Source organism: Nonomuraea sp. NPDC050227 (genome assembly GCF_044459705.1).
GTDB lineage: Bacteria > Actinomycetota > Actinomycetes > Streptosporangiales > Streptosporangiaceae > Nonomuraea.
Genome location: NZ_JBITJF010000006.1, coordinates 320070 through 342087, shown reverse-complemented (window position 1 = coordinate 342087; position 22018 = coordinate 320070). Strand labels below are relative to the sequence as shown.

Sequence of the window (22018 nt, the reverse complement as noted above, 5' to 3'; positions counted from 1 at the left end):
GGCACGATCGAGGCATGCGATCCCGTACGGAGGTGGCCTTAGCGGGCCTGATCGTGCTCACGCTGACCGACGGTTGCGCCGACCCGGCGACCCAGCGGGTGTCCCTGATGAACGACCCGTCCGCGCCGCCGTCGTCCAGCCTGGCGCCGGCCATGCCGCGCGTCGCCACGGACTCCCCGGCGATGCCGGGCGGGACTCCGTCGCCGTCGTACTTCCGGCCGCCGCCGTTGGTTCCGGCGACCTCCCTGGCCGAGCCCATGGCGACGGGCAAGCCCCTGACGGCGTCCGGGCCGCCGCGCTTCTTCGTCACCGCCCGGACGCCGATCTTCTCCTTCGCGGACTCGTCCAAGACGGCAACCGCCACGCCGGTGCCGCCCGCCGTGAACGACGCCGTGACGGGCGCCTTCGTGGCGGCCGTGCCGCTGCCGCCCGGGGTGCGCTCGTCCTGGCAGCTCGTCGCCGCCGCCCCCGACAACCGCACGTTCGTGCTGGCCGGATGGACGGGGCTGGACACGCCCCTCCGGCTCTTCCGCATCCGTCTCGACGAGAAGGGACGGCCCGGCGAGCCGGAGCTCGTGCCCGACCTGGAACCCGAGCCAGACCAGGTGACCGCGATGGCGCTCAGCCAGGACGGCACCAGGCTCGCCTACACCGTCACGCTCATCGGCGGCGGGACCAAGGTGGCGGTCCTCGATCTGGCCACCGGGCGGCGGCGGGACTGGGTCACCCGGGAGAGCACCGCCGTCATGGGCCTGGCCTGGGCCCCCGACGGGCGGCGGGTGGCCACGGTGCTGGGCCGAGGGGGCCTCAGCGTGCTCGACCTGGGGAACGCGGGCACCGATCTGATCGCCGCGTCGCGGCCGGTCAGGCCGGACAGGGCGGTGTGGATCCCCCAGTCGGTGGCCTTCACACCCGACGGGGGCGCCCTGCTCTACTCCGCCGGTCACGACGTCGAGCGGGTGCCGATCGGGGGCGGCCGGCCCCAGGTGGTGGCGCGGCTGACCCTGCCGCGGGGAGCCTCGCTGGGCCTTCGCTTCAGCATCGACGGGACCGGCAGGCAACTGCTGTACACGGACGGATGGCGGGCGCACCGGGTCGACCTCGCCGACGGGTCCGCCACGTCGGTCCCGATCGACGCGGGCGAGCGCTCGGGCGAGGGCGAGTCGCCGGTCGCCGCCTGGTGAGGGGTCAGGTGCCGAGGTGCTGGGCCTCGTGTTCCCACTGGTCGCGGGGCTGGGTGTGCAGGCGCCAGTAGTGCTCGGCGATGTCGTCGGGGTCGAAGGCGGTGCCGGGGGCGACCACGCCGGCCACCGTGACGCTGGCCACGTGCACGCCGTCCGCGCCGTACTCCTGGTCGAGCAGGGTCACCAGGGTCCGTACGCCGGCCTTGCCCAGTGACAGGCTCACGTAGTCCGGCTTGGGATGCGGCATGCCGCCGGTGACGATGAACGTGCCGCCGCCGCGCCCGGCCATCCCCGGCGCCACGTGGGTGGCGGCGGTGAGCGCCCCGACGACGTTGACCGCGTACGCGTCGAGCTGGGCCCGCGCCGGCAGCTCCCCGGGCCGGTCGGCCTGGACGATCGCGGCGTTGTACACCACGACGTCGGGCGGGCCCAGCTCGGCGGCCGTCTTGTCGAGCGCGGCGCGCAACGCGTCCTCGTCGGTGCTGTCGGCGACCGCCGTGGCGACCGGCACCCCGTAGGAGGACAGGGACGCCGCGGCCGACTCCACCGTCCGCGCGCTGCGCGCGATCAGGCCGACCGGCAGTCCCTCGGCGGCGAACCGGCGCGCCACCGCCTGCCCGATCCCCGGTCCCGCTGCGATGATCACTGCTCCGGACACCTTCATCTCCCATCTGTAGTGGCGACAATGGGGACGATAAAGGGTCACATCCATGTGAAGGTCAACCCGGAGGTTCCATGCGAATCGGCGATCTCGCCCGGCAGACCGGAGTGAGCCGCAGGCTGCTGCGCTACTACGAGGACCAGGGCCTGCTCAAACCGCTGCGCCGGCCGAACGGCTACCGCGAGTACGCCGAGACCGACGTCGCGGAGGTGCGCCACATCCGCGCGCTGCTCGAAGCCGGGCTGCCCACGTCGGTCATCACCAGGGTGCTGCACTGCGTCCACGACGACGGCGCCGACATGGTGCCCTCCTCCTGCCCCGAGATGATGGACAACCTCAACCGCGAGCGCGCCCGCATCAGCGGCGAGATCAGCCGCCTGGCGGCCTCGCGGAAGGCGCTCGACTCCATGCTCGCCACCGCCCGCGAGCCTGCCGAAGGGAAGCGTCCGCCCAGGTGAGAGGATGAACGGCATGGATCTGGGGGCCATCCGGACGATGAGTCGCGAGGAGTGCCTGACGCTGCTGTCCACGGTTCCCGTGGGCCGGGTGGCGTGGGCGCGGCCGGGCGGCACGATCATCGTGCTGCCGGTGAACTTCACGCTCGACGCCGACACCGTCGTGTTCCGGATCCCGCCCGGCCGCATCCTGGAGGCGATCGAGCACCGTGTGCCGATGGCGTTCGAGATCGACGACATGGAGCCGGCCATGCGCACCGGGTGGAGCGTGCTGGTGACCGGCGTCGCGGAGGTCGTCCGGGATCAGGAGGAGGCCGAGCGGCTGGAGCGGCTGACCGGCGCGCCCTGGCCGGAGCTGGCCGATCCGGTGCTCGTCCGGCTGCCGTTGCACCGCGTGTCGGGGCGTCGCCTGCCGCTGCATCCGGGCGGGGTGGTGGTCGAGCGCCTCGACGGGGAGGCGTGAGGTCGCGGCAGGCTCACACCGGCGGGACGAGCGTGAAGTAGCGGTCGAGCAGGGCCCGGTCGCCGCGGACGTCGAGCCGGTCGGCGGGCAGCCGGTGCCACAGGTGCAGCAGCAGGTCGGAGGCCGTTCCGGCAAGCTCTACCGCGCCCTTCGAGTCGCCGGTGAGCCGGACGTCGTCGCCGTCGAAGCACACCGCCCACACCCCCGGCCCGTCGCTCTGGCGGAACAGGTAGCGCTCGCCCGCGCCGGGCGGGGCCTGCGTCCAGGACCTGCGGGCCGGGGCCATCACCTCGAAGACCTGGGTGACGGCGTCGGCGGCGAACGCGGCGTCGATCGGGGCGGCCGTGCCGAGCGCGTTCTCGGCGTCCCAGCGGTGGACGGCCGCCTCGATGGCCTGCATGCGCTGCCAGAAGCCGACGGTCTGCTCGGCGGACCACGTCCAGACGGGGTCGTCGGGGGAGGCGGCGGAGAAGCGCGCTCCGAGCCGCGCGGCGCCCTCGGCGAACCAGTCGAGGACGGCCGGGGGCACCGGCCCGGTGTTGGGCGCGCGGTCGGGATGGGGCCAGTCGCCGAAGTCCGCCGGCAGGCCGAGGACGGCGACGTCGGCGGGGTCGGGCAGCCCGGGAAGGCGCTCGTCGATGACGGCGTGCACGTGCCGGTGCACCGCGCCGAGGTGGATGACCAGGTCGGCGACCGACCATCCGGGGCAGGACGGCACGAGGGGCGCGTCGCCCGCCGCGGTCGCCCGCCGCGCGGCCGCCTCGAACGCCCGCACCTCGCGGTGGAAGTGCGCGACATGATCCATGGGCTCGCTCCGATCAGAGGGGTGCGGATGTCGGATGACGTTATGCGCGGGACGGAACGGCTCGAAACTATACCGGTCAGCCGGTACAGTAATGGCCATGCCACGACCCAGTTCCAAGGACCGGCTGCTCGACGCCGCCGCCGACGTGCTGCTGACGGAAGGCGCGGAGTCGCTGACGCTGGAGGCGGTCGCCCGGCGGGCGGGCGTCTCCAAAGGCGGCCTGTTCTACCACTTCCCGACCAAGCAGGCCCTGGTCGCCGCCATGGTCGCGCGGCTGACCGACGCCTTCGACCAGGCGCTGGCGGCGGCGGGCGGCCGGCCGGGCGACTTCCTGCGGGCGTACGTGCGGGCCACGATCCCCGAACGGCACACCGCCTCCGTCCCGGCCGACCGGGTCACCGTCGCCCTGCTGGCGGGCGTGCTGGTCGACCCGGCCGGGCTGGAGCCGCTGCGCGAGCGGTTCGCCGCCTGGCAGGCCCGGCTGGCCGACGACGGCATCGACCCGGCCGCCGCGACCGCCGTCCGGCTGGCGGTGGACGGCTGGTGGGCCGCCCGCCTGCTCGGCCTCGGCGAACCCGGCCCCGGCCTGCACGAACCCACCCGCCGCTACCTGATGGAGGCCATCGACCGTGCTGCGCGCGACTAAGGCGTTGATGGTGCTGACGGATGTCGGCTTCGTGGCCTACTTCACGATCACCGGCCTCGGCCTGATCCCGCCCGAGTGGGCGTTCGCCGACTATGCCGATCCGCTGATGGCCGACTGGAACTGGTCGTTCCTCTGGATCGACCTCCTGGCCAGCGCCACCGGCCTGACCAGCCTGTGGCTGCTGCGCCGGCGCTCGCCAGCGGGCGAGCCGCTGATGTTGGTCTCGCTGGTGCTGACGGCGGCCTCGGGGCTGATGGCGATCGCGTTCTGGACGCTGCGCGGCGACTTCTCGCCCGCCTGGTGGATCCCCAACCTCTACCTGCTGCTCTTCCCGCTGCCGGCCATCGCCGCGCTCACCGCCCGGGGAAGAATTCCGCGCTCTGGACGTATTCCATCGCCCTGACGAACCCGGGGTCGGTCAGGCGGCGCTCCGCCTCCTCGGCGGAGACGTCCTCGACGTGGGTCTGGATCCACCACAGGTTGCCCCAGGGGTCGCGGACCCGGCCGACGAGGTCGCCGAAGAACAGGTGCGTGACGTCGGTGACGGACGTGCCGCCCGCCTCGACCGCGCGGCGGTGGACGGCTTCCGCGTCGGGCACGTACAGGCGGAGGAAGCCGGGCGTCGCGGGCCATTCGGGCCGGGCGTCGAACATCATCACCACGGCGTCCCCGATCCGCGCCTCGGCGTGCTGGACCTCGCCGTCCGGGCCGGTCATCCGGCCCAGTTCGACGGCGTCGAAGGCGGTCTTGAGCCAGTCGATCAGCCCGGCCGTGTCGCGCGAGATGATCCACGGGGTCACGGTGGTGTAGCCCTCGGGGACAGGGTTGACGGTCATGATGTGCCTCCTCGATCGGTGCGTCGAGACGACGTTAGAAGGCCAGTAGGTCAACTCCTGTCCTACATCGGCGGCATTCTTGGACCATGACGTCCTTGCGGTTGCTGAGCCTGCTGTCGCTGCTCCAGACCCCGCGCGAATGGCCGGGCGGCGAGCTGGCCGAGCGGCTCGGGGTCAGCCGCCGCACGGTCCGGCGCGACGTCGAGCGGCTGCGCGACCTCGGCTACCCGGTGGTCGCCACCATGGGCGCGGACGGCGGCTACCGGCTGGTCGCGGGCGCGGCCATGCCGCCGCTGCTGCTGGACGACGAGGAGGCCGTCGCCATCGCCGTGGGCCTGGTCACCGCGGCCCGGCATCCCGTGCAGGGCATCGAGGAGGCGTCGGTGCGCGCGCTGGCCAAGCTGGAGCAGGTGCTGCCGTCCCGGCTGCGCCACCGGGTGGCCTCGCTCGGCGCCGCGACCGTCCCGCTGCCCGGCGCCGAGGGGTTCGACGTCGATCCGGGCCGGCTCACGACGCTGGCCATGGCCGTCGCCAACCGCGAACGGGTGCGCTTCCGGTACCTGGCGGGCGACGGCGCGCGGAGTGCCCGGCTGGTGGACCCGTACCGGCTGGTGGCCGCCGGGCGGCGCTGGTACCTGCTGGCCCACGACCACGACCGGGACGACCGGCGGCTGTTCCGCGTCGACCGCATGGACGACGTGCGGGCCACGGGCGCCCGGATCACCACGACCGAGCCGGCGGACCCCGCCGCGTACGTCGCCGCCAAGCTCTACTCGGGCGCGCCCACGTACGAGGCGGTGGTGACCCTGCACGCGCCCGCCGAGGTCGTGGCCCGCGCGATCCCCGGCGAGCTCACCCCGCTGGACGCGGACACCTGCCTGCTGCGCGCCTCCGCCGACACCCTGGACTGGCTGGCCTTCCGGCTGATCACGCTCGGCTGCGAGTTCGAGGCGCACGAGCCGCCCGAGCTCGTCGCCCACCTTCAGGGGCTGGCCGCCCGGCTCACCCGCGCGAGCGCGCCAGGAACTCCAGCACCAGCGGGCTCGCCACCTCGCGGAACTCCTCGAAGTAGGCGTGCCGCGCCCCCTCGATGAGCCGCAGCTCCGCCCCCGGGATGCGCCCGGCCAGCAGCGGGGCGTTGGCGGCCGGGTTGAACACGTCGTCGGCGCCGTGCACGACCAGCGTCGGCGCGGCGATGGCGGGCAGCACGGCCCAGGCGTCGTGCCCGGCGCTGGCGGCCAGGTGGCGGCGGCGCGCGTGGGCGGGCATGCCCGGATCGCCCACCGTCCGGTACGGCCCCGGATGCGTGGCCAGCCAGCCCGGCGTGTACATCAGCTCCAGCAGCGCCCGCCCGGCGGCGGCCCGGTCGGGTTGCGCGAGCGCCCTGCGCACGTCGGGGCCGCGTTCGAGGCCGTGGACGCCGCCGGGGGAGGTGCAGCCGAGCACCAGCGCCCCGACCCGGCCGGGATGGTCGGCGGCCAGCCACTGGGCCACCCGGCCGCCCATCGACGTGCCGTAGACGTCGGCGCGGGCGACGCCCAGCTCGTCGAGCACGGCCAGCACGTCTTCGGCGAACCCGCGGGTGGTGTAGGGCTCGTCGGGCTTGTCGCTGTCGCCGGTGCCGCGGTAGTCGAAGGTGATCGTGCGGTGGGCGCGGTCGAAGTCGTCGCGGACCGGGTCCCACCAGCGGTGGTCGTTGGCCTGGCCCTGGAGCAGCACGAGCGCGGGGCCGCTGCCGCGGACCTGGTAGGACAGCTTGACGCCGCCCGTCGTCATGGCGAAAGGCACGCCTTCGATGGTGCCACGGCGACGCACGTGCCCTTGACGGAGTGAGTACTCACTCCGTACTGTCGTCAGCATGACGAACGAGACGAGCCGGCGGAGAGCGCCGGCGATGAGCCCGGAACGACGCCGCGAGATGATCGTGAAGGCCGCCCTCCCCCTGGTGGTGGAGTACGGCACCTCCGTGACCACCGCCCAGGTCGCCCGCGCGGCCGGCATCGGCGAGGGCACGATCTTCCGCGCCTTCGGCGACAAGGAGGCGCTGCTCGCCGCCTGCATGGCCGAGGCGCTGCGCCCCGACGACACCCTCGCCCACGTGTCCGCGATCTCCCTCGACCTGCCGCTGGCCGACCGGCTGGTGGAGGCCGCCGAGGCGCTGCGCGGCTACCTGGCCAGGATGGGCGCGGTCGCGGGCGCCCTCGCCACCACGGGCGGCCTGCGCCGCCCCGCACCCGGAGGCGAGGCCCGTCCGGCACCGGGAGGCGAGCCCCGCGCCGCCGAAGGGGGCGGGCGGCCCGGGTCCGGGCGGGAGGAGTCGATGGCGGCCTCCCGCGAGGCCCTGGCCGGGCTGTTCGAGCCCGAGCGCGACCGGCTCAGGCTGGCCCCCGAGCGCCTGGCCGAGGCGTTCCAGTTCCTGGTGATGGCGGCCGGCCGCGGCCCGTCCCCGCTGGGCTCGGAAGAGCTGGTGGACCTGTTCCTGAACGGCGCGCTCGGGGCGGGCGAACGCCCTTGACCGACCTCTACGAGGACCTCGCGCCCCGCCGCCGCACGGCGGTCACCTTCGCCTTACTCGGCTGCGCCTTCCTGGGCATGCTCGACGGCACCGTCGTCGGCACCGCGCTCCCGCGCATCGTCGCGCAGGTCGGCGGCACCACCTCCTGGTACGTCTGGCTGATCACCGCCTACCTGCTCACCTCGTCGGTGAGCGTCCCGATCTACGGCCGCTTCTCCGACCTGTACGGCCGCCGCCGCCTCCTCCTCTCCGGCCTCGCGATCTTCCTGGCCGGCTCCCTGGCCTGCGGGCTCGCCGGCTCGATGGAGGTCCTGATCGTCAGCAGGGCCGTCCAGGGGATCGGCGCGGGGGCGCTGCTCACCCTGGGCATGGCCCTGATCCGCGACCTCCATCCGCCGCACCGGAGCGAGGGCCTGATCCGCATGCAGACCCTGCTGGCCGCCATGATGATCGTCGGCATGGTCGGCGGGCCGCTGCTCGGGGGCCTGCTGGCCGACCACGCGGGCTGGCGCTGGGCGTTCCTGGTCAACCTGCCCGCCGGGGCGCTCGCGGCCGCGCTGATCGCGCTGCTGCTGCCCGACCGGCGTCCGCCGCGCACCTCGGGCAGGCTCGACGCGGCCGGGATCGCGCTGCTCACCGCGGGCCTGTCGCTGGTGCTGATCGGCCTGAGCCTCAAGGGCAACACCGGCCGCGGCTGGAGCGACCCTGCCGTGCTCGGCTCGCTGCTCGGCGGGGTGGCGCTGCTGGTCGCGCTCGTCCCCGTCGAGCGGCGGGCGGACACGCCGGTGCTGCCGCCGCGGCTGATGCGCCGCCGCACGTACGCGGCGCTGCTCGCGGGCGGGTTCTTCTTCCAGGTGGCGGGGCTGCCCGCGGGCGTGCTGCTGCCGCTGTACCTCCAGCACGTACGCGCCTACTCGGCCACGGTGTCCGGCCTGCTGCTGCTCCCGATGCTGGTGGGCATGATCGCCGGGAACCGGCTGACGGCCGTCCTCGTGCTGCGGTCGGGCCGCACCAGGCCGGTGCTGCTGACCGGGGCCGCGCTGGTCAGCGCCGGCACGCTCGCCTTCGCCGCGCTCGGGCCGGGCACCTCGCCGTACCTGGTCGGGGTCTGGCTGCTGCTCGTGGGGCTCGGCACGGGCCCGGCCATGGGCGGGCTCACCATCGCCACGCAGGGCAGCGTCCCGCACGCCGACATGGGCGCGGCCACCGCGGGTTCGGCGTTGTCGAAGCAGCTCGGCGGCTCCTTCGGCCTGGCCTGCGCCCAGTCGCTCATCGGCGCGCAGGTCAGTGCGGCGGCCGTGGGCTCCACCGTGGCCTGGACCGGCGGTGTCGCGGGCCTGCTGGCCTTCGCCGTCCTGCTGCTGGTCCGCGAGAACGGGCTGCCGGCCCGGCAGCCGGCCGCCGTCCGGACCTGAGGGGAATCGGGGGGAACGCGGGGAATGTTCCTGGGGGAACCCCCGTTACATAGACCGTGGCCGGTGTGTCCAGTGTCCCCGGGCCTCACCTATTGCCTTCGCGGACTACCGTTCGGCTGGAGCCGCGTTGTGCCTTTCGCCGAGAGGCGACCTGCACACCGGTACACGCACACGTGAAAGCCTGCCCTCTCCGGAGGGCGGGCTTTCGCGTCGTTCAGGCCGGGCGGTTCTTCACGTAGTACGGGTCGGTGATGCCGCCGGGGCAGGCCAGCTCCTCGACGTCCAGGTGGGTCAGCTTGGCCCCGGCCTGGTAGGCGCTCTGCAGGAACTCCAGCACGCTCGCCACCGGATCGCCCATGGCGCGCACGTCGTCGTAGCGCAGCACGGCCAGATGGCTGCCGCGCGCGGGCAGCCACTCGGCCTGCTCGGGCAGCAGCGGCTCCCGTTCCAGCCCCTTCGGCTCCGGCGCGGTGTAGGAGTAGAACGCCGGCCAGGGCCGTTCCTTGTCGCCGAACCAGAACCCGGCGCTGATCACCTCCCGGCTGTACGCCTCGCGGGTGACCGGGTCGGCCTCCTCCGGCACGTCGGCCGGGCGTCCGGTGAAGAGGGTGACCGCGATGTCGAACGTGTGCCAGAAGTGGTGCACCGGGCTGACCTTGCCGCCGAAGTCCGCGGCGAACCGGTCGAGCAACTGCGCCACCTGCGACAGGATCCGCCAGTAGCGGTTGATCAGGACCGGGTCGTAGTGCGCGTGGCGGGTGTCCTCGGCGAACGGCGTCTCGTCGTCCAGGTCGTACGGCACCGCCCAGATCTCCGGCCGGATCCCCAGGTCGGCCAGCGTCTGGAAGAGCCGGGACTGGAACGCGGCCACCGACAGCCCGATCATGCTGAACTCCGCGCTGCGGCCGTCCAGCACGTCGATCACCAGGCGGTGGCGGACGAGGTCGAAGTCCACGCAGAACAGCGGCTGCTCGCCGAGCCCGCCCATGGGACGCGTCGTCAGGCCGCGCCCGGTCAGATGGAACGGCACCTGCCACCAATGGTTACGCCGGTTACTCACCGTCAGCCGGATTTTCCCGACGATCTGCGCGAAGCGGTGGAAGGTCTCCTTGGTGTCGGCCCACTCTTCGAGTGGCATGGCCGGAAAGAGCTCCATGTGTCCATCGTAACTACGCTGCGTAACCATTCTTCAGGGGGTCTCCGCTAATATCCGGCTTGAAGGGTGGTTCAAGTCGAGGAGCCGGGGCATGCGGGACACGTTGATCGACATTGGCGAGGTGGCCAGGCGTACCGGGCTGGCCGCGTCCGCGCTGCGCTTCTACGAGCGCAAGGGGCTCATCGAGGCCGAGGGCCGCAACGGCCTGCGCCGCGTCTACCTGCCCGAGACGCTCGACCGGCTGGCGCTGATCACCTGCGCCCGCGACGCCGGGTTCACGCTGTCGGAGATCGCCGAGTTCCTGCGCGCCCGGCCGGCGGACACGCGGCTGCGCGAGCGCATGGCCGCCAAGGAACGCGAGGTCGACCAGCGGGTGCGGCAGCTCACCCGGCTGCGCGACAGCCTGCGCCACGCGGCCGTGTGCGAGCACGACCCGCTGGTCGAGTGCCCCGAGTTCAAGCAGGCCGTCAAGGCGGTCAGCCAGAGCTGACGTACTTGCGCGGGCGCAGGGCGTGGGCGCGCAGCGCGGCCAGGGCCGCGTACTGGCCGGGCCGGTCCATCCGGACGACCAGGTCGTCGCTGTAGGCCAGGCCCAGCGCGGTGAGCTGGGAGACCAGGTCGGCGACCGGCGCGGTGACGTCGTCGAGGCTCGTGGCCGGGTGCCAGCCCTCGCCGCCCACCACCTCGGCCACCCGTTCGCGCAGCTGGGCGGGGGACATCAGGACGCCGTCGGCCAGCAGCATGAGCGTGGCCTCGCGGGCCGAGACCTCGAACTCGTGCTCGCCCCTGGCCAGCAGCAGCCGGGTGACCGCCTCCCACATGGCCTCCGGCGAGCCCAGCAGGTGCCGGCCGTAGTCGGTGATGGCCAGCCGGGCGCCGTCGCGGCTGATCGCGCCGAGCTCGCGCTCGGCCAGCTCACGCAGCCGCAGCGCCGCGGGCGAGGGGGCCAGCCGGAGCGGCAGGCTGCCCTCGGAGGCGGCCAGGGACAGCAGCTTGCGCAGGGCTGGCAGGGGTTGCGGCGTGACCGGCGCGTGCAGGCGCACCTCGAACGGCTGCGCCAGCTCCCGCCTGGCCGGGCCGCGGCCGAGCACCCAGCGGTTGAGCCGTTCGCCGTGCACGCGGTTGAGCCAGCTGTCGCCGCCCAGCTCGGCGCGGGGCTCGGTGAGCCAGCGGCGGGTGAGCGCGCCGCGGTCGACGTCGTCGCCGGCGACGATCGCCAGTTCGAGCGCCGCGGAGCAGGCCACGTGCGCGCCCAGCTCCTCCGGGCCCATGATCATGCTCCACTGCAGCTCGGGCACGTCGGGCGGGAGCACGCCCGTGGCCTCCAGGGCCTTCTGGTAGGCGCTGGTGCCGGCGTCCTCGCCCTCCTGGGCGTAGGTGCGCAGGATCTGCGCGGTGGTGGGGGACACGCACAGGGCGGCGTAACGTTCCATGCCGCCGAGTTGCAGCAGCCGTGCCAGTGAGCGGGACAGGCGTTCGTGGTCGCCTCCGGGCCGGAGCGGGCCCACCTTGATCGGAAGCGTGTACCAGAGGAACTCGCAGACGTCGAGCTGGGTCACCGTCTCCAGCGGTTCCCCACCCGTCAACCATTCGACGGCGGTCCTGGCCTCCTCGGCCAGGTCCGGCTGAGATCGCTCCAACTCGGCGAGAAGGGCGGTGACATCCGGTGCACTCATGCCTCGAAGTTTGCCGTATCGCACCCAGCTATGACGATGACCGAATGCGGTGCGTATTGGGTCTTGCACAGCGACTACCCTACGAAACCGATGTTTACCTACAGTGACCGGGTCAGATCCATCGTTTGTCGAACAACATCCGGGCCTTCCACTCGGTGTACGGGATCACTTCGGCGGACAGGATCGGGTGCAACCACCAGAAGTTGATCAGTGCCAGCAGCGCGTACGCGCCGACCACCGCGGCCCCCAGCGTGCGGCGCATCGGCATGGCCCCGCTCTCCGTCGGCGTGGCGGGCCCGATGAGCAACCCGGCGCACAACGTCAGCGCCAGGATCATGAACGGCACCATGGGGATCGCGTAGAACAGGAACATCGTGCGGTTCTCGGAGATGGCGAAGTAGAACCAGGGCAGCCAGCCCATCGCGTACGCCAGCAGCACCGCCCCGGCCCGCCAGTCGCGCGAGGAGACGTACCAGGCGATCAGGGCCACCAGCGCGGCCAGCGCGCCGAACCAGATCACCGGCGTGCCCACGCCGAGCACCGCCTCCGAGCAGTCCTTGGCCCCGCACACGTTCTGCTTGCCCTCGTAGAAGAAGGCCACCGGACGCAGCAGCAGCGGCCACTGCCACGGCTCCGACATGTACGGATGGGACGTCTCCAGCCCGTTGTGGAAGGAGAAGACCTGCCACTGGTACTGGATCCATGAGCGCATGGAGTCGAACAGGAAGAAGAAGGGGCCGGAGGAGGTGGCCTGGTCCCAGTTGCGGCCGTAGCCGTTGGCGGAGGCGAACCAGCCGGTCCAGGTGGCCATGTAGGCCACGAAGGGGATGACGGTGAAGGAGAGCAGGGCGTGGGGGAGGTCTTTGTTCCAGGCTCCGGCGTAGGGGCGTTTGAGTCCGATGGCTCGGCGGGCGCCGAAGTCCCACATGAGGGACATGATGGCGAAGGCGACGGCGAAGGCGAGTCCGGACCATTTGACGGACATGGCGAAGGCGAGGCAGACGCCGGCGGCCAGGCGCCAGGGCCGGGCGCCGAGCCAGGGGCCGTGGGGTGAGACGGGTGAGTTCTCGTACCAGGCGACCAGTCGCTCGCGGGCGCGGTCGCGGTCGACCACCAGGCAGGCGAAGGCCGCCAGCACCCAGAACATCAGGAACACGTCGAGCAGTGCCGTGCGCGAGAGCACGTAGTGCAGGCCGTCGAGGGCCAGCAGCAGCCCGGCGAAGCAGCCGAGCAGCGTGGAGCGGGTCATCCGGCGCGCCACGCGGGCCAGCACGAGGATCGACAACGTGCCGATCAGCGCCGCGGCGAACCGCCAGCCGAACGGGTTGAGCCCGAACAGCCACTCACCGGCGCCGATCATCCACTTGCCGAGCGGCGGGTGCACCACGTACGAGGCGCACTTGTCGAGCGTCTCCTGCGTGCACGACTGCCAGATGTCGGTCTTCCCGGCCAGGATCGCCTTGTCCGCGTCCTTGATCGTGACGCGCTCGACGCCCCAGTTGATCAGGGAGAAGGCGTCCTTCATGTAGTAGGTCTCGTCGAAGACCACGGCCCGCGGGTGGCCCAGGTTGACGAAGCGCAGGATGCCGCCGAAGAGCGTGACCAGCAGCGGGCCGACCCACCCCCACAGGACGCTGCCACGCATGGGGGGGATCACCCGGTCACGCAGGGACCGCGTCTGCGATTGACTCTCGCCGACCTCCGGGTTGTCGTAGGCCTGGTACGGGGAATCGGTCACCGCCATTCGGACATCGTACGGGCCCCAAGCCGTTAGGTACTGCAAGAATCACGGTCTAATTGGTATGCCCTGCCACAATGGTCGGGTGACTGGAGAAGGCAGGTTGGTGCTGGCCGGAGCCCCCATCGGTCAGGCGGGTGACGTCTCGCCGCGGCTGCGGGAGGTGCTCGCCGACGCCGACGTGGTGGCCGCCGAGGACACCAGACGGCTGCGCAGGCTCGCCACCGAGCTGGGCGTGGAGATCAGCGGCCGGGTGGTGTCCTACTACGACCAGAACGAGGCGGGCCGCGCCCAGGAGCTGGTCGAGGCGCTGAGACAGGGCCGTACGGTCGTGGTCATCACCGACGCCGGGATGCCCGGGGTGTCCGACCCCGGCTACCGCCTGACCCACCTGGCGGTCGAGGCGGGCATCACGGTGACCGCGCTGCCGGGGCCGAGCGCCGTCACCACGGCCCTCGCCGTGTCGGGGCTGGCCAGCGACAGGTTCTGCTTCGAGGGCTTCCCGCCGCGCAAGACCGGCGACCGGGCGCGGCGGCTGTCCGCGCTGGCGGCCGAGGAGCGGACGATGGTCTTCTTCGAGGCCCCCCACCGGCTGGCCGAGTCGCTGGGCGCGATGGCGGAGGCGTTCGGGGCCGACCGGCCCGCCGCCGTCTGCCGCGAGCTGACCAAGACGTACGAGGAGGTGCGCCGCGGCAGTCTCGGCGAGCTGGCCGAGTGGGCCGCGGGCGGCGTCAAGGGCGAGATCACCGTGGTCGTCGCGGGCCGCGTGCCGGGGGCGGGCGAGCCCGACATGGACGAGCTGGTCGCCGAGGTCGACCGCCGCGTGGCGGAGGGCGAGCAGCGGAAGATCGCCATCGCCGACGTGGCCAAGGGCGCGGGCGTGCCGAGACGCGAACTTTATGACCTGGTGCACAAACGCATAGGGTGATCGACATGGGGGAGACGGCACGACGGCTGGTCCCGCCGTTCCAGGGGCGGCCCCTCTTAGGGTGGGCGGGGCCGCTGCTGGTCGCCCTCTTCGGCGGGTTGCTGCGGTTCGTCCGCCTCGGTGAGCCGAAGGCCGTGGTCTTCGACGAGACCTACTACGCCAAGGACGCCTGGTCCCTGCTCAGGTACGGCGTCGAGCGCGCCATGCTGGGCGACGCCAAGAACCCGATCGCCGACCGGCGGCTCATCGCCGGGAACCTGGACATCTTCCGCCAGTGCCCCCAGTCGTCCGACTGCGCCTCGTTCGTCGCGCATCCGCCGCTGGGCAAGTGGATGATCGGCGCCGGTGAGTGGCTGTTCGGGATGAACCCGTTCGGCTGGCGGTTCGCGGCGGCGCTGGTCGGCACGTTGTCGATCCTCGTGCTGGCCCGCGTGGCGCGCCGGATGACCCGTTCGACGCTGCTGGGTTGCCTGGCGGGGCTGCTGCTCGCGCTCGACGGCCTGCATCTGGTGCTGTCCCGCACGGCGCTGCTCGACGTGTTCCTGATGTTCTGGGTGCTGGCGGCCTTCGCCTGCCTGGTGGTCGACCGTGACCGCGCCCGCGAACGGCTGGTCGCCTGGTACGAGAACTCACCCGTCTCACCCCATGGCCCCTGGCTCGGCGCCCGGCCCTGGCGCCTGGCCGCCGGCGTCTGCCTCGCCTTCGCCATGTCCGTCAAATGGTCCGGACTCGCCTTCGCCGTCGCCTTCGCCATCATGTCCCTCATGTGGGACTTCGGCGCCCGCCGGGCCATCGGACTCAAACGCCCCTACGCCGGAGCCTGGAACAAGGACCTCCCCCACGCCCTGCTGTCCTTCACCGTCATCCCCTTCGTGGCCTACATGGCCACCTGGACCGGCTGGTTCGCCTCCGCCAACGGCTACGGCCGCAACTGGGACCAGGCCACCTCCTCCGGCCCCTTCTTCTTCCTGTTCGACTCCATGCGCTCATGGGTCCAGTACCAGTGGCAGGTCTTCACCTTCCACAGCGGGGTGCACGAGTACCACCAGTACATGTCCGACCCCTGGACGTGGCCGCTGCTCGTCCGCCCGGTGTCGTTCTACTACCCCGCCGACGTGCCGCCGTCGGCGTGCGGGGCCTCCGCGTGCGCGCAGGCGATCCACGGGACCGGCACCCCCGCCCTGTGGTTCGGCGCGCTGCTCGCGCTGGCGGGCACGGCCGTCCTGTACGCCAGGAGCCGCGACTGGCGGGCCGGGGCGGTGCTGCTGGCGTACGCGATGGGCTGGCTGCCCTGGTTCTACTACGCCCTGGCCGACGACCGCACGATGTACCTGTTCTACATGCTGCCGGTGGTGCCGTTCATGGTGCTGGCGGTCGTGCTGATGGCCGGGCTCGTGCTCGGCCGGGCCGACGCGCCGCCCACGCGCAGGGCCGTCGGGGCGGCGTTCGCGGGCGCGTTCGCGATGATCGTGCTGATCAACTTCTGGTGGCTGCAGCCGGTGCTCACGGCCGAGACGCTCACGCAGACACAGTGGTGGGCTCGGATGCTGATGCGCTCTTGGGTGACCGCCGCCCCCAAGTGACGCCCTTGCGCAGCGTGATGGCCGCCGCGATGCAGGCCAGCGGGACGGCCGGCAGCACGTAGCGGTAGTCGAACTCGGCCGTCGCCGCCGGGGCCAGCAACAGCCCGAACGCCCCCAGCCAGGGCAGCGCCACCGGGCCGCCGAACCTGCGCCAGCGGACGACGATGCCGTACAGGCCGATCAGCATGATGCCGCCGAGCATGATGCCGCGCAGGTAGAAGATCTTCTGGTAGCCGCTCATGATGTCCGCCCACGGGTGGACGATCCTGGTCTCGGGCGGGCCCTGCTCGTAGCTGAACGCGTCGGTGTCGGTGTGGCCGCCCCCGTAGGAGGACCACTTCGGCAGGCGCTTGGGCCGCCCGGTGTCGTCCACCTCGTAATAGGGCTTGAACTGGTACATGTTGTACGTCGACTCGTCCGGGAAGCGCGGCCGTCCCCAGTGGAAGGAGCGGAAGAAGTCGCGTGCGACCACCTTCAGGTAGTCGCCCGGCTGGGACAGGATCGCCCGCGTCGCGAACGCGCTGGCCGCGTCGTTGGTGATGCCGCTGAACTTCTTGTTGATGCCCCACCGGTGGAGGACCTCGCCGGTGCCCGTGCCGTCGCCGTTGCCCTGGCCCCACAGATACCACTGTGCGTAGTCTTTGCGCTGGTTGACCGGGTCGTTGATGCACAACAGGAGAAGCTGCACCTCCTTGTACTTGTCGATCTTCATCTCGTTGCAGTCGGCGAAGATCGCGGTACGCATGTAGAGGATGAGCCCGTCGCTGTTGGTCATGGCGAATTTGCCGTAATTTGTCGAAAACCAACCCATATAGCTAAGAACGGGAACCGCGCACGCCGCGATGACCGCCACGATGGGCCGCCACCCCGTGCGCTGGACGATCAGGTAGAGCACCACGAGCCCGAGGATCGGCATGCCGATCGACCGGGTCAGCCAGGTCAGCGCGAGCAGCAGCCCGACCACGATCCCGGCCCGCCACGACAGCCGCCGCTTCCACAGCACCAGCGTCACCACGCCCACGACCAGCAGCGTGAACAGCGTGTCGGACATGACCATCTGCTCAAGCTGGATCTGGTAGGCGTCGAACAGCACCGGCGCCGCCGCGAGCGTGGCCGCCCACTTGGGCAGCGCGAACTTGCAGCGCAGCAGGGCGTAGATGAGCGCGGCCGCGGCCAGGCCCATCAGGTGTTGCGTGAAGATGGCGAGCGTGAAGCTGTGGAACGGCTTGAGCAGCATCAGCCAGAAGCTGTAGCCGTCGGGCCTGATCGGGTGGGGCCTGGGGTGCAGCGCCACGTTGACGTACTCGTAGGAGTCGTTGAACCACATCGCCGGGCCGTAACCGAGCATGGTGATCAGCCGCAGCACGGCGCCGACGCCGAAGGCCACGGCGAACACGCGATGACGGCGCACGAGGGACAGCACGCGAGCTGCCCGGCCAGGAGCGGAGTGGTCCACAGGGGTAATCTCCGCGACGCTCACCATGCTGTAAAGAATGCCAGTCGTTTTTAGGTCTTGACCCGAGCACGCCGGGCACAGGGCATGATGGTTCACTGGAAGAGCCTTATTACTGAAGGGTTGAGACGTGGAACTGACGGTGGTCATGCCCTGCCTCAACGAGGCGGAGACCGTGGAAGTCTGTGTGCGCAAGGCATTGGCGTGCATGGAGGAGCACGGAATCGAAGGGGAAGTCCTGATCGCCGACAACGGCAGCACGGACGGCTCGCAGCAGCTCGCGCGTGATGCCGGTGCCCGTGTCGTCCACGTCGACGAGAAGGGCTACGGCAACGCCCTCATGGGCGGCATCCGCGCCGCCCGCGGCAAGTACGTGATCATGGGCGACGCCGACGACTCCTACGACTTCACCTCGTTGCTCCCGTTCGTCGAGCAGCTCCGCGACGGCGCCGACCTCGTGATGGGCAACCGGTTCAAGGGCGGCATCGCCCCCGGGGCCATGCCCCCGCTCCACCGCTACCTGGGCAACCCGGTGCTGTCGTTCATCGGCCGGCTGTTCTTCCCGTCGGCCATCGGCGACTTCCACTGCGGCCTGCGTGGCTTCCGGCGCGACTCGATCCTGCGCCTCCACCTCCAGACCGGGGGCATGGAGTTCGCCTCCGAGATGGTCGTCCGCTCCACGCTGTCCGGCCTCGACGTGCGCGAGGTGCCCACCACGCTCTCGCCCGACGGCCGTTCGCGCCCGCCGCACCTGCGCTCCTGGCGCGACGGCTGGCGCCACCTGCGCTTCCTGCTGCTCTACAGCCCCAAGTGGCTGTTCTTCTACCCCGGCGTGTTCCTGATGGTCCTCGGCCTGATCGCGGGCACGGCGCTGACGTTCGGGCCGGTGGAGATCGGCGAGCTGGCCTTCGACGTCGACACCCTGGTCGGGTCGTCGGCGCTGGTCGTGATCGGCTTCCAGGCGGCGCTGTTCGCGGTGTTCACGAAGGTCTACGCGGCCGAGGAGGGCTTCCTGCCCGAGTCGCGGCGGATCCGGAAGATCATCGACATCGTGACGCTGGAGAAGGGCCTCGTGGTCGGCGGCCTGCTGGCGCTGGCCGGTCTGGTCGGCCTGGTGATGTCGCTGGTCCACTGGCAGGTGCGCAGCTTCGGCGCGCTCGACCCGCGCGAGTCGCTGCGCATGGTCGTCCCGGCCGCCACGGCGCTCGTCATGAGCTTCCAGACGATCTTCGCCTCGCTGTTCATCAGCATCCTCGGCATCCGCCGTACCAAGGAGAGCTCGATCGACGTGGCCGCCAAGGCGGCCGAGGAGGCCGCTGAGGCGGTCTCCCTGGAGAAGTCCAAGCGCTAGGGTCCTCCGCGTCCCGGTGGGAGCCGGCGCCGGCCACGTGCCGGCGCCGGCTTCCGTCTTTCCGCGCGGGGGTTGGGGGTTTGGACGAGGAGCGGGGCCGGGCCCCGTAGGCTTAGGTCATGTCCCAGCACATCTTGACCGCCGTCGCGTGGCCGTACGCTAACGGCCCCCGCCACATCGGGCACGTCTCGGGTTTCGGCGTGCCGTCCGACGTCTTCAGCCGCTACCAGCGGATGGCGGGCAACAAGGTGCTGATGGTGTCCGGCACCGACGAGCACGGCACTCCGATCCAGGTGCAGGCCGACAAGGAGGGCGTCAGCGCCCGCGAGCTGGCCGACAGGTACAACAGGGTGATCGCCGAAGACCTGACCGGTCTCGGGCTCTCCTACGACCTGTTCACCCGGACCACGACGAAGAACCACTACGCCGTCACGCAGCAGATCTTCAAGGGCCTCTACGACAACGGCTACATCTTCCCCAAGACCACGATGGGCGCGATCTCGCCCTCGACCGGCCGTACCCTGCCCGACCGCTACATCGAGGGCACCTGCCCCATCTGCGGCTACGACGGCGCGCGCGGCGACCAGTGCGACAACTGCGGCAACCAGCTCGACCCGATCCAGCTCATCAACCCCAAGAGCCGCATCAACGGCGAGACCCCCGTCTTCGTCGAGACCGAGCACTTCATGCTCGACCTGCCCGCCTTCGCCGAGGTCCTGGGCTCCTACCTGCAGTCCAAGCAGGGCGAGTGGCGGCCCAACGTGCTGAAGTTCGCCCTCAACCTGCTCGGCGACCTCCAGCCCCGCGCGATCAGCCGTGACCTCGACTGGGGTGTGCCGATCCCGCTGGAGGGGTGGCGCGACCAGCCCAACAAGCGCCTCTACGTGTGGTTCGACGCGGTCATCGGCTACCTGTCGGCCTCCATCGAGTGGGCCAGGCGCTCCGGCGACCCCGACGCCTGGCGCCAGTGGTGGCAGAACCCCGACGCCCGCGGCTACTACTTCATGGGCAAGGACAACATCGTCTTCCACGCCGAGATCTGGCCGGCGATGTTGTTCGGCTACAGCGGCATCGGCGCGCGCGGCGGCTCGGCCGGTGAGCTCGGCGCGCTCGACGTGCCGTCCGAGGTGGTCTCCAGCGAGTTCCTGACGATGGAGGGCAAGAAGTTCTCCTCCTCCAGGCAAGTAGTAATTTACGTGCGCGACTTCCTGGCGCGTTACGACGCCGACGCCCTGCGCTACTACATCGCGGTGGCCGGCCCCGAGAACCAGGACACCGACTTCACCTGGCAGGAGTTCGTCAACCGCAACAACGGCGAGCTCGTCGCCGCCTGGGGCAACCTGGTCAACCGGTCGATCTCGATGGCGTCCAAGAACTTCGGCGTCGTGCCCGAGGCCGGCGACCTGACCGACGCCGACCGGGCCATGCTGGAGCGCTCGCGCAACGCGTTCGCCCCGGTGGGCGCCGAGCTGGGCAGGTCGCGGTTCAAGAACGCGATCACCGAGGCGTTCGACGTCGTCCGCGAGGCCAACAAATACCTCGCCGAGCAGGAGCCCTGGAAGCTCAAGGACGACATCGAGCGGCAGAAGTCGATCCTCCACGTCGCCCTCCAGGTCGTCGACGACGCCAAGACGATGCTCACGCCGTTCCTGCCGGGCTCGTCCAACAAGGTCTTCTCGATGCTCGGCGGCCAGGGCGTCTGGTCCGGCATGCCGGAGATCCGCGAGGTCGACGAAGACGGCGGCGCCCCCTACCCCGTCATCACCGGCGAGTACGACGGCGCCGCGCGCTGGGAGCACCGGCCGATCAAGCCCGGCACCCCGCTCGCGCCGCCCGTGCCGCTGTTCAAGAAGCTCGACCAGAAGGTCGTCGAAGAGGAGCTGGGCCGGCTGGCCGACTGAGGCCGTAGTCCTTGAGCGTGATGGCGGAGGCGGTCTTCCTGACCGACTTCGCTATCACGCCCTTCCACGGCAGATACGGCATGATCTTGTAGTTCTGGTTCATGAACCAGGCCATCAGCCGGTTCTCCGGCACCATGAACTTGCTGACGCCCACGGCCGACTTCTGGCAGCCGGTGGCGTAGGCGCGCACCTCCTGCTCGTAGCGGGCGAACGCGGTCCGGTGGTCGCCGCCGGCCGCGGCCAGCTCGCCCGCCAGCACGTGCGCGCCGACCAGCGCGAGGCCCGTGCCCATGCCCGACAGCGGCGACGGGCAGCAGGCGGCGTCGCCGATCAGCGCCACCCGGCCGCGCGACCACGAGTCCAGGTGCACCTGGCTGGTGGAGTCGAAGTAGAAGTCGTCGGCGTCCCACATCCTGCGCAGCAGCTTGGGCGTCTCCCAGCCGACCCCCCGGTACGCCTCGGCCAGCAGCTCCTTCTGCCGGGTGACGTCCCGGCGGTCGTGCTCCAGCGGCGGTGAGCCGAAGTAGAACATGGCCTTGGCCTCGGTGTTGTTCCTGGCGCTGTAGAGGCCGACCGTCTTGCCGGGCGTGCTGTGGAGCAGGCCCGTGTGGTCGAGGCCCAGGTAGTTGTCGAGGGTGAACACCGCGCAGTAGAGGCCGAGGTGGCTGGTGACGGCGGCCTCCGGCGCGTCGAAGGCCAGCGAGCGCACGTTGGAGTGCAGGCCGTCCGCGCCCACCACGAGGTCGAACCTGCGCGTCGCGCCCCGCTCGAACGTCACCGTCACCCCGTCCGCGTCCTGGGCGAGGGAGGTGATGGAGTCGCCGAAGACGTACTCGGCGCGGTCCTTGGTGGCGTCGTAGAGGATGCGGGCCAGGTCGCCGCGGAGGATCTCGACGTCGCCGGAGAACAGGTCGCCGGGCACGGAGGCGAGCTTCTTGCCGGACTCGTTGACGTACGACATGTCGCCCATGTGGGTCTGGAGGCGCTCGACGTCGGCGAGGATGCCGAGGGCGCGCAGCGCGGTCATGTGCGCCTCGCCGCGGAAGTCGACGGAGTAGCCGCCCTCACGCAGGGCGGGGGCGCGTTCGACGACGGTGACGCGGTGGCCGGAGCGGATGAGGTGGAGGGCCAGGGCGGGGCCGGCGACGCTCGCGCCGGAGATCAGGATGTCCATGCCCGAGAGCCTGCCGGGGCCCGCTCACCGCCCCCTCACCCCACGCTCACCGCCCTCTGTGCCCTTGCTTGGGGTATC

General features: G+C 71.4%; 22 protein-coding genes. 13 read left to right on the top strand and 9 right to left on the bottom strand.

Translation table 11 applies throughout. From position 1 onward, the window contains the following. Positions 1–14: 14 nt before the first annotated feature. On the top strand, positions 15–1184 hold the full coding sequence (locus tag ACIBK9_RS25090; protein ID WP_397161471.1) for a hypothetical protein: 1170 nt from the start codon (positions 15–17) through the stop codon (positions 1182–1184). A 4-nt stretch (positions 1185–1188) separates the two neighbouring features. Here ACIBK9_RS25090 and ACIBK9_RS25085 read toward each other — a convergent pair whose 3' ends face one another. Beyond that, positions 1189–1830, bottom strand: coding sequence for an SDR family NAD(P)-dependent oxidoreductase (locus tag ACIBK9_RS25085; protein ID WP_397161469.1), 642 nt, complete (start codon positions 1828–1830; stop codon positions 1189–1191). Between the two features lie 89 nt (positions 1831–1919). Between ACIBK9_RS25085 and ACIBK9_RS25080 the strand changes: the two genes are divergently transcribed. Both ACIBK9_RS25080 and ACIBK9_RS25075 read left to right on the top strand, forming a co-directional pair. Then, the gene (locus tag ACIBK9_RS25080) at positions 1920–2303 is read left to right on the top strand and encodes a MerR family transcriptional regulator (protein WP_397161467.1); all 384 of its coding nucleotides are present in this window, start codon (positions 1920–1922) and stop codon (positions 2301–2303) included. A 4-nt stretch (positions 2304–2307) separates the two neighbouring features. Then, positions 2308–2763 (top strand): pyridoxamine 5'-phosphate oxidase family protein, encoded by a 456-nt coding sequence (locus tag ACIBK9_RS25075; protein WP_397161465.1) that lies wholly within the window; start codon positions 2308–2310, stop codon positions 2761–2763. A gap of 13 nt (positions 2764–2776) precedes the next feature. Here the strand turns inward: ACIBK9_RS25075 and ACIBK9_RS25070 are convergent, their stop codons facing one another. Beyond that, positions 2777–3568, bottom strand: coding sequence for a maleylpyruvate isomerase N-terminal domain-containing protein (locus ACIBK9_RS25070; protein ID WP_397161463.1), 792 nt, complete (start codon positions 3566–3568; stop codon positions 2777–2779). Between the two features lie 97 nt (positions 3569–3665). On the opposite strand from ACIBK9_RS25070, the gene ACIBK9_RS25065 reads away from it, so the two are divergent. Together ACIBK9_RS25065 and ACIBK9_RS25060 are read left to right on the top strand one after the other, a co-directional pair. Further along, entirely contained in the window at positions 3666–4214 is a 549-nt protein-coding gene (locus ACIBK9_RS25065) for a TetR/AcrR family transcriptional regulator (RefSeq protein WP_352326247.1), read from the top strand. Next, positions 4198–4617: a DUF5360 family protein gene (locus ACIBK9_RS25060; protein ID WP_352353063.1), complete on the top strand. Its 420-nt coding sequence runs from the start codon at positions 4198–4200 to the stop codon at positions 4615–4617. The genes ACIBK9_RS25065 and ACIBK9_RS25060 overlap by 17 nt, the downstream gene beginning before the upstream one ends. Here ACIBK9_RS25060 and ACIBK9_RS25055 read toward each other — a convergent pair. Continuing rightward, positions 4568–5050, bottom strand: a complete 483-nt coding sequence (locus ACIBK9_RS25055; RefSeq protein WP_397161461.1) for a VOC family protein — start codon at positions 5048–5050, stop codon at positions 4568–4570. The genes ACIBK9_RS25060 and ACIBK9_RS25055 overlap by 50 nt on opposite strands. Before the next feature lie 86 nt (positions 5051–5136). Here ACIBK9_RS25055 and ACIBK9_RS25050 point away from each other — a divergent pair, with 86 nt between their 5' ends. After that, a complete protein-coding gene (locus tag ACIBK9_RS25050; RefSeq protein WP_397161459.1) occupies positions 5137–6144 on the top strand; it encodes a helix-turn-helix transcriptional regulator in 1008 nt (335 codons plus the stop codon). On the opposite strand, the gene ACIBK9_RS25045 is transcribed toward ACIBK9_RS25050, so the two are convergent. Next, positions 6053–6838: an alpha/beta fold hydrolase gene (locus ACIBK9_RS25045; RefSeq protein ID WP_397161457.1), complete on the bottom strand. Its 786-nt coding sequence runs from the start codon at positions 6836–6838 to the stop codon at positions 6053–6055. The genes ACIBK9_RS25050 and ACIBK9_RS25045 overlap by 92 nt on opposite strands. Positions 6839–6908: 70 nt before the next feature. Here ACIBK9_RS25045 and ACIBK9_RS25040 point away from each other — a divergent pair, with 70 nt between their 5' ends. Both ACIBK9_RS25040 and ACIBK9_RS25035 read left to right on the top strand, forming a co-directional pair. Further along, positions 6909–7565: a TetR/AcrR family transcriptional regulator gene (locus ACIBK9_RS25040; RefSeq protein ID WP_387676845.1), complete on the top strand. Its 657-nt coding sequence runs from the start codon at positions 6909–6911 to the stop codon at positions 7563–7565. Then, complete coding sequence (locus tag ACIBK9_RS25035; protein WP_397161455.1) at positions 7562–8980, top strand: MFS transporter; 1419 nt, start codon at positions 7562–7564, stop codon at positions 8978–8980. The genes ACIBK9_RS25040 and ACIBK9_RS25035 overlap by 4 nt, the downstream gene beginning before the upstream one ends. Before the next feature lie 214 nt (positions 8981–9194). On the opposite strand, the gene ACIBK9_RS25030 is transcribed toward ACIBK9_RS25035, so the two are convergent. After that, on the bottom strand, positions 9195–10136 hold the full coding sequence (locus tag ACIBK9_RS25030; RefSeq protein ID WP_364341228.1) for a DUF5996 family protein: 942 nt from the start codon (positions 10134–10136) through the stop codon (positions 9195–9197). 91 nt (positions 10137–10227) lie between these two features. Here ACIBK9_RS25030 and ACIBK9_RS25025 point away from each other — a divergent pair, with 91 nt between their 5' ends. Continuing rightward, positions 10228–10626, top strand: a complete 399-nt coding sequence (locus tag ACIBK9_RS25025) for a MerR family transcriptional regulator (protein WP_352326258.1) — start codon at positions 10228–10230, stop codon at positions 10624–10626. On the opposite strand, the gene ACIBK9_RS25020 is transcribed toward ACIBK9_RS25025, so the two are convergent. Both ACIBK9_RS25020 and ACIBK9_RS25015 read right to left on the bottom strand, forming a co-directional pair. Then, positions 10613–11812, bottom strand: a complete 1200-nt coding sequence (locus ACIBK9_RS25020) for a hypothetical protein (RefSeq protein WP_358300844.1) — start codon at positions 11810–11812, stop codon at positions 10613–10615. The genes ACIBK9_RS25025 and ACIBK9_RS25020 overlap by 14 nt on opposite strands. A gap of 112 nt (positions 11813–11924) precedes the next feature. Then, complete coding sequence (locus ACIBK9_RS25015) at positions 11925–13556, bottom strand: dolichyl-phosphate-mannose--protein mannosyltransferase (RefSeq protein ID WP_397161452.1); 1632 nt, start codon at positions 13554–13556, stop codon at positions 11925–11927. Positions 13557–13635: 79 nt separating this feature from the next. Here ACIBK9_RS25015 and rsmI point away from each other — a divergent pair, with 79 nt between their 5' ends. After that, positions 13636–14478: a 16S rRNA (cytidine(1402)-2'-O)-methyltransferase gene (gene rsmI, locus ACIBK9_RS25010; protein WP_397161450.1), complete on the top strand. Its 843-nt coding sequence runs from the start codon at positions 13636–13638 to the stop codon at positions 14476–14478. 5 nt (positions 14479–14483) lie between these two features. After that, positions 14484–16061 carry a dolichyl-phosphate-mannose--protein mannosyltransferase gene (locus tag ACIBK9_RS25005; protein WP_397161448.1) on the top strand — a complete coding sequence of 526 codons (1578 nt, stop codon included), beginning with the start codon at positions 14484–14486 and terminating at the stop codon, positions 16059–16061. On the opposite strand, the gene ACIBK9_RS25000 is transcribed toward ACIBK9_RS25005, so the two are convergent. Next, positions 15997–17484, bottom strand: coding sequence for a hypothetical protein (locus ACIBK9_RS25000; RefSeq protein WP_387676862.1), 1488 nt, complete (start codon positions 17482–17484; stop codon positions 15997–15999). The genes ACIBK9_RS25005 and ACIBK9_RS25000 overlap by 65 nt on opposite strands. 160 nt (positions 17485–17644) lie before the next feature. Here ACIBK9_RS25000 and ACIBK9_RS24995 point away from each other — a divergent pair, with 160 nt between their 5' ends. Both ACIBK9_RS24995 and metG read left to right on the top strand, forming a co-directional pair. Continuing rightward, positions 17645–18865 carry a glycosyltransferase gene (locus ACIBK9_RS24995; protein ID WP_387676865.1) on the top strand — a complete coding sequence of 407 codons (1221 nt, stop codon included), beginning with the start codon at positions 17645–17647 and terminating at the stop codon, positions 18863–18865. Positions 18866–18984: 119 nt separating this feature from the next. Continuing rightward, complete coding sequence (gene metG, locus ACIBK9_RS24990; protein WP_397161445.1) at positions 18985–20766, top strand: methionine--tRNA ligase; 1782 nt, start codon at positions 18985–18987, stop codon at positions 20764–20766. Here the strand turns inward: metG and ACIBK9_RS24985 are convergent. After that, positions 20711–21940, bottom strand: coding sequence for an FAD-dependent monooxygenase (locus ACIBK9_RS24985; RefSeq protein ID WP_397161443.1), 1230 nt, complete (start codon positions 21938–21940; stop codon positions 20711–20713). The genes metG and ACIBK9_RS24985 overlap by 56 nt on opposite strands. Positions 21941–22018: the final 78 nt, after the last annotated feature.

Bases quoted from the DNA above. Each gene is read 5' to 3' on its own strand.
- ACIBK9_RS25090 (WP_397161471.1), top strand. From the start codon at position 15: ATGCGATCCCGTACGGAGGTGGCCTTAGCGGGCCTGATCGTGCTCACG.
- ACIBK9_RS25080 (WP_397161467.1), top strand. From the start codon at position 1,920: ATGCGAATCGGCGATCTCGCCCGGCAGACCGGAGTGAGCCGCAGGCTG.
- ACIBK9_RS25075 (WP_397161465.1), top strand. From the start codon at position 2,308: ATGAACGGCATGGATCTGGGGGCCATCCGGACGATGAGTCGCGAGGAG.
- ACIBK9_RS25070 (WP_397161463.1), bottom strand. From the start codon at position 3,568: ATGGATCATGTCGCGCACTTCCACCGCGAGGTGCGGGCGTTCGAGGCG.
- ACIBK9_RS25065 (WP_352326247.1), top strand. From the start codon at position 3,666: ATGCCACGACCCAGTTCCAAGGACCGGCTGCTCGACGCCGCCGCCGAC.
- ACIBK9_RS25055 (WP_397161461.1), bottom strand. From the start codon at position 5,050: ATGACCGTCAACCCTGTCCCCGAGGGCTACACCACCGTGACCCCGTGG.
- ACIBK9_RS25050 (WP_397161459.1), top strand. From the start codon at position 5,137: ATGACGTCCTTGCGGTTGCTGAGCCTGCTGTCGCTGCTCCAGACCCCG.
- ACIBK9_RS25040 (WP_387676845.1), top strand. From the start codon at position 6,909: ATGACGAACGAGACGAGCCGGCGGAGAGCGCCGGCGATGAGCCCGGAA.
- ACIBK9_RS25030 (WP_364341228.1), bottom strand. From the start codon at position 10,136: ATGGAGCTCTTTCCGGCCATGCCACTCGAAGAGTGGGCCGACACCAAG.
- ACIBK9_RS25025 (WP_352326258.1), top strand. From the start codon at position 10,228: ATGCGGGACACGTTGATCGACATTGGCGAGGTGGCCAGGCGTACCGGG.
- ACIBK9_RS25020 (WP_358300844.1), bottom strand. From the start codon at position 11,812: ATGAGTGCACCGGATGTCACCGCCCTTCTCGCCGAGTTGGAGCGATCT.
- ACIBK9_RS25015 (WP_397161452.1), bottom strand. From the start codon at position 13,556: ATGGCGGTGACCGATTCCCCGTACCAGGCCTACGACAACCCGGAGGTC.
- ACIBK9_RS25005 (WP_397161448.1), top strand. From the start codon at position 14,484: ATGGGGGAGACGGCACGACGGCTGGTCCCGCCGTTCCAGGGGCGGCCC.
- metG (WP_397161445.1), top strand. From the start codon at position 18,985: ATGTCCCAGCACATCTTGACCGCCGTCGCGTGGCCGTACGCTAACGGC.
- ACIBK9_RS24985 (WP_397161443.1), bottom strand. From the start codon at position 21,940: ATGGACATCCTGATCTCCGGCGCGAGCGTCGCCGGCCCCGCCCTGGCC.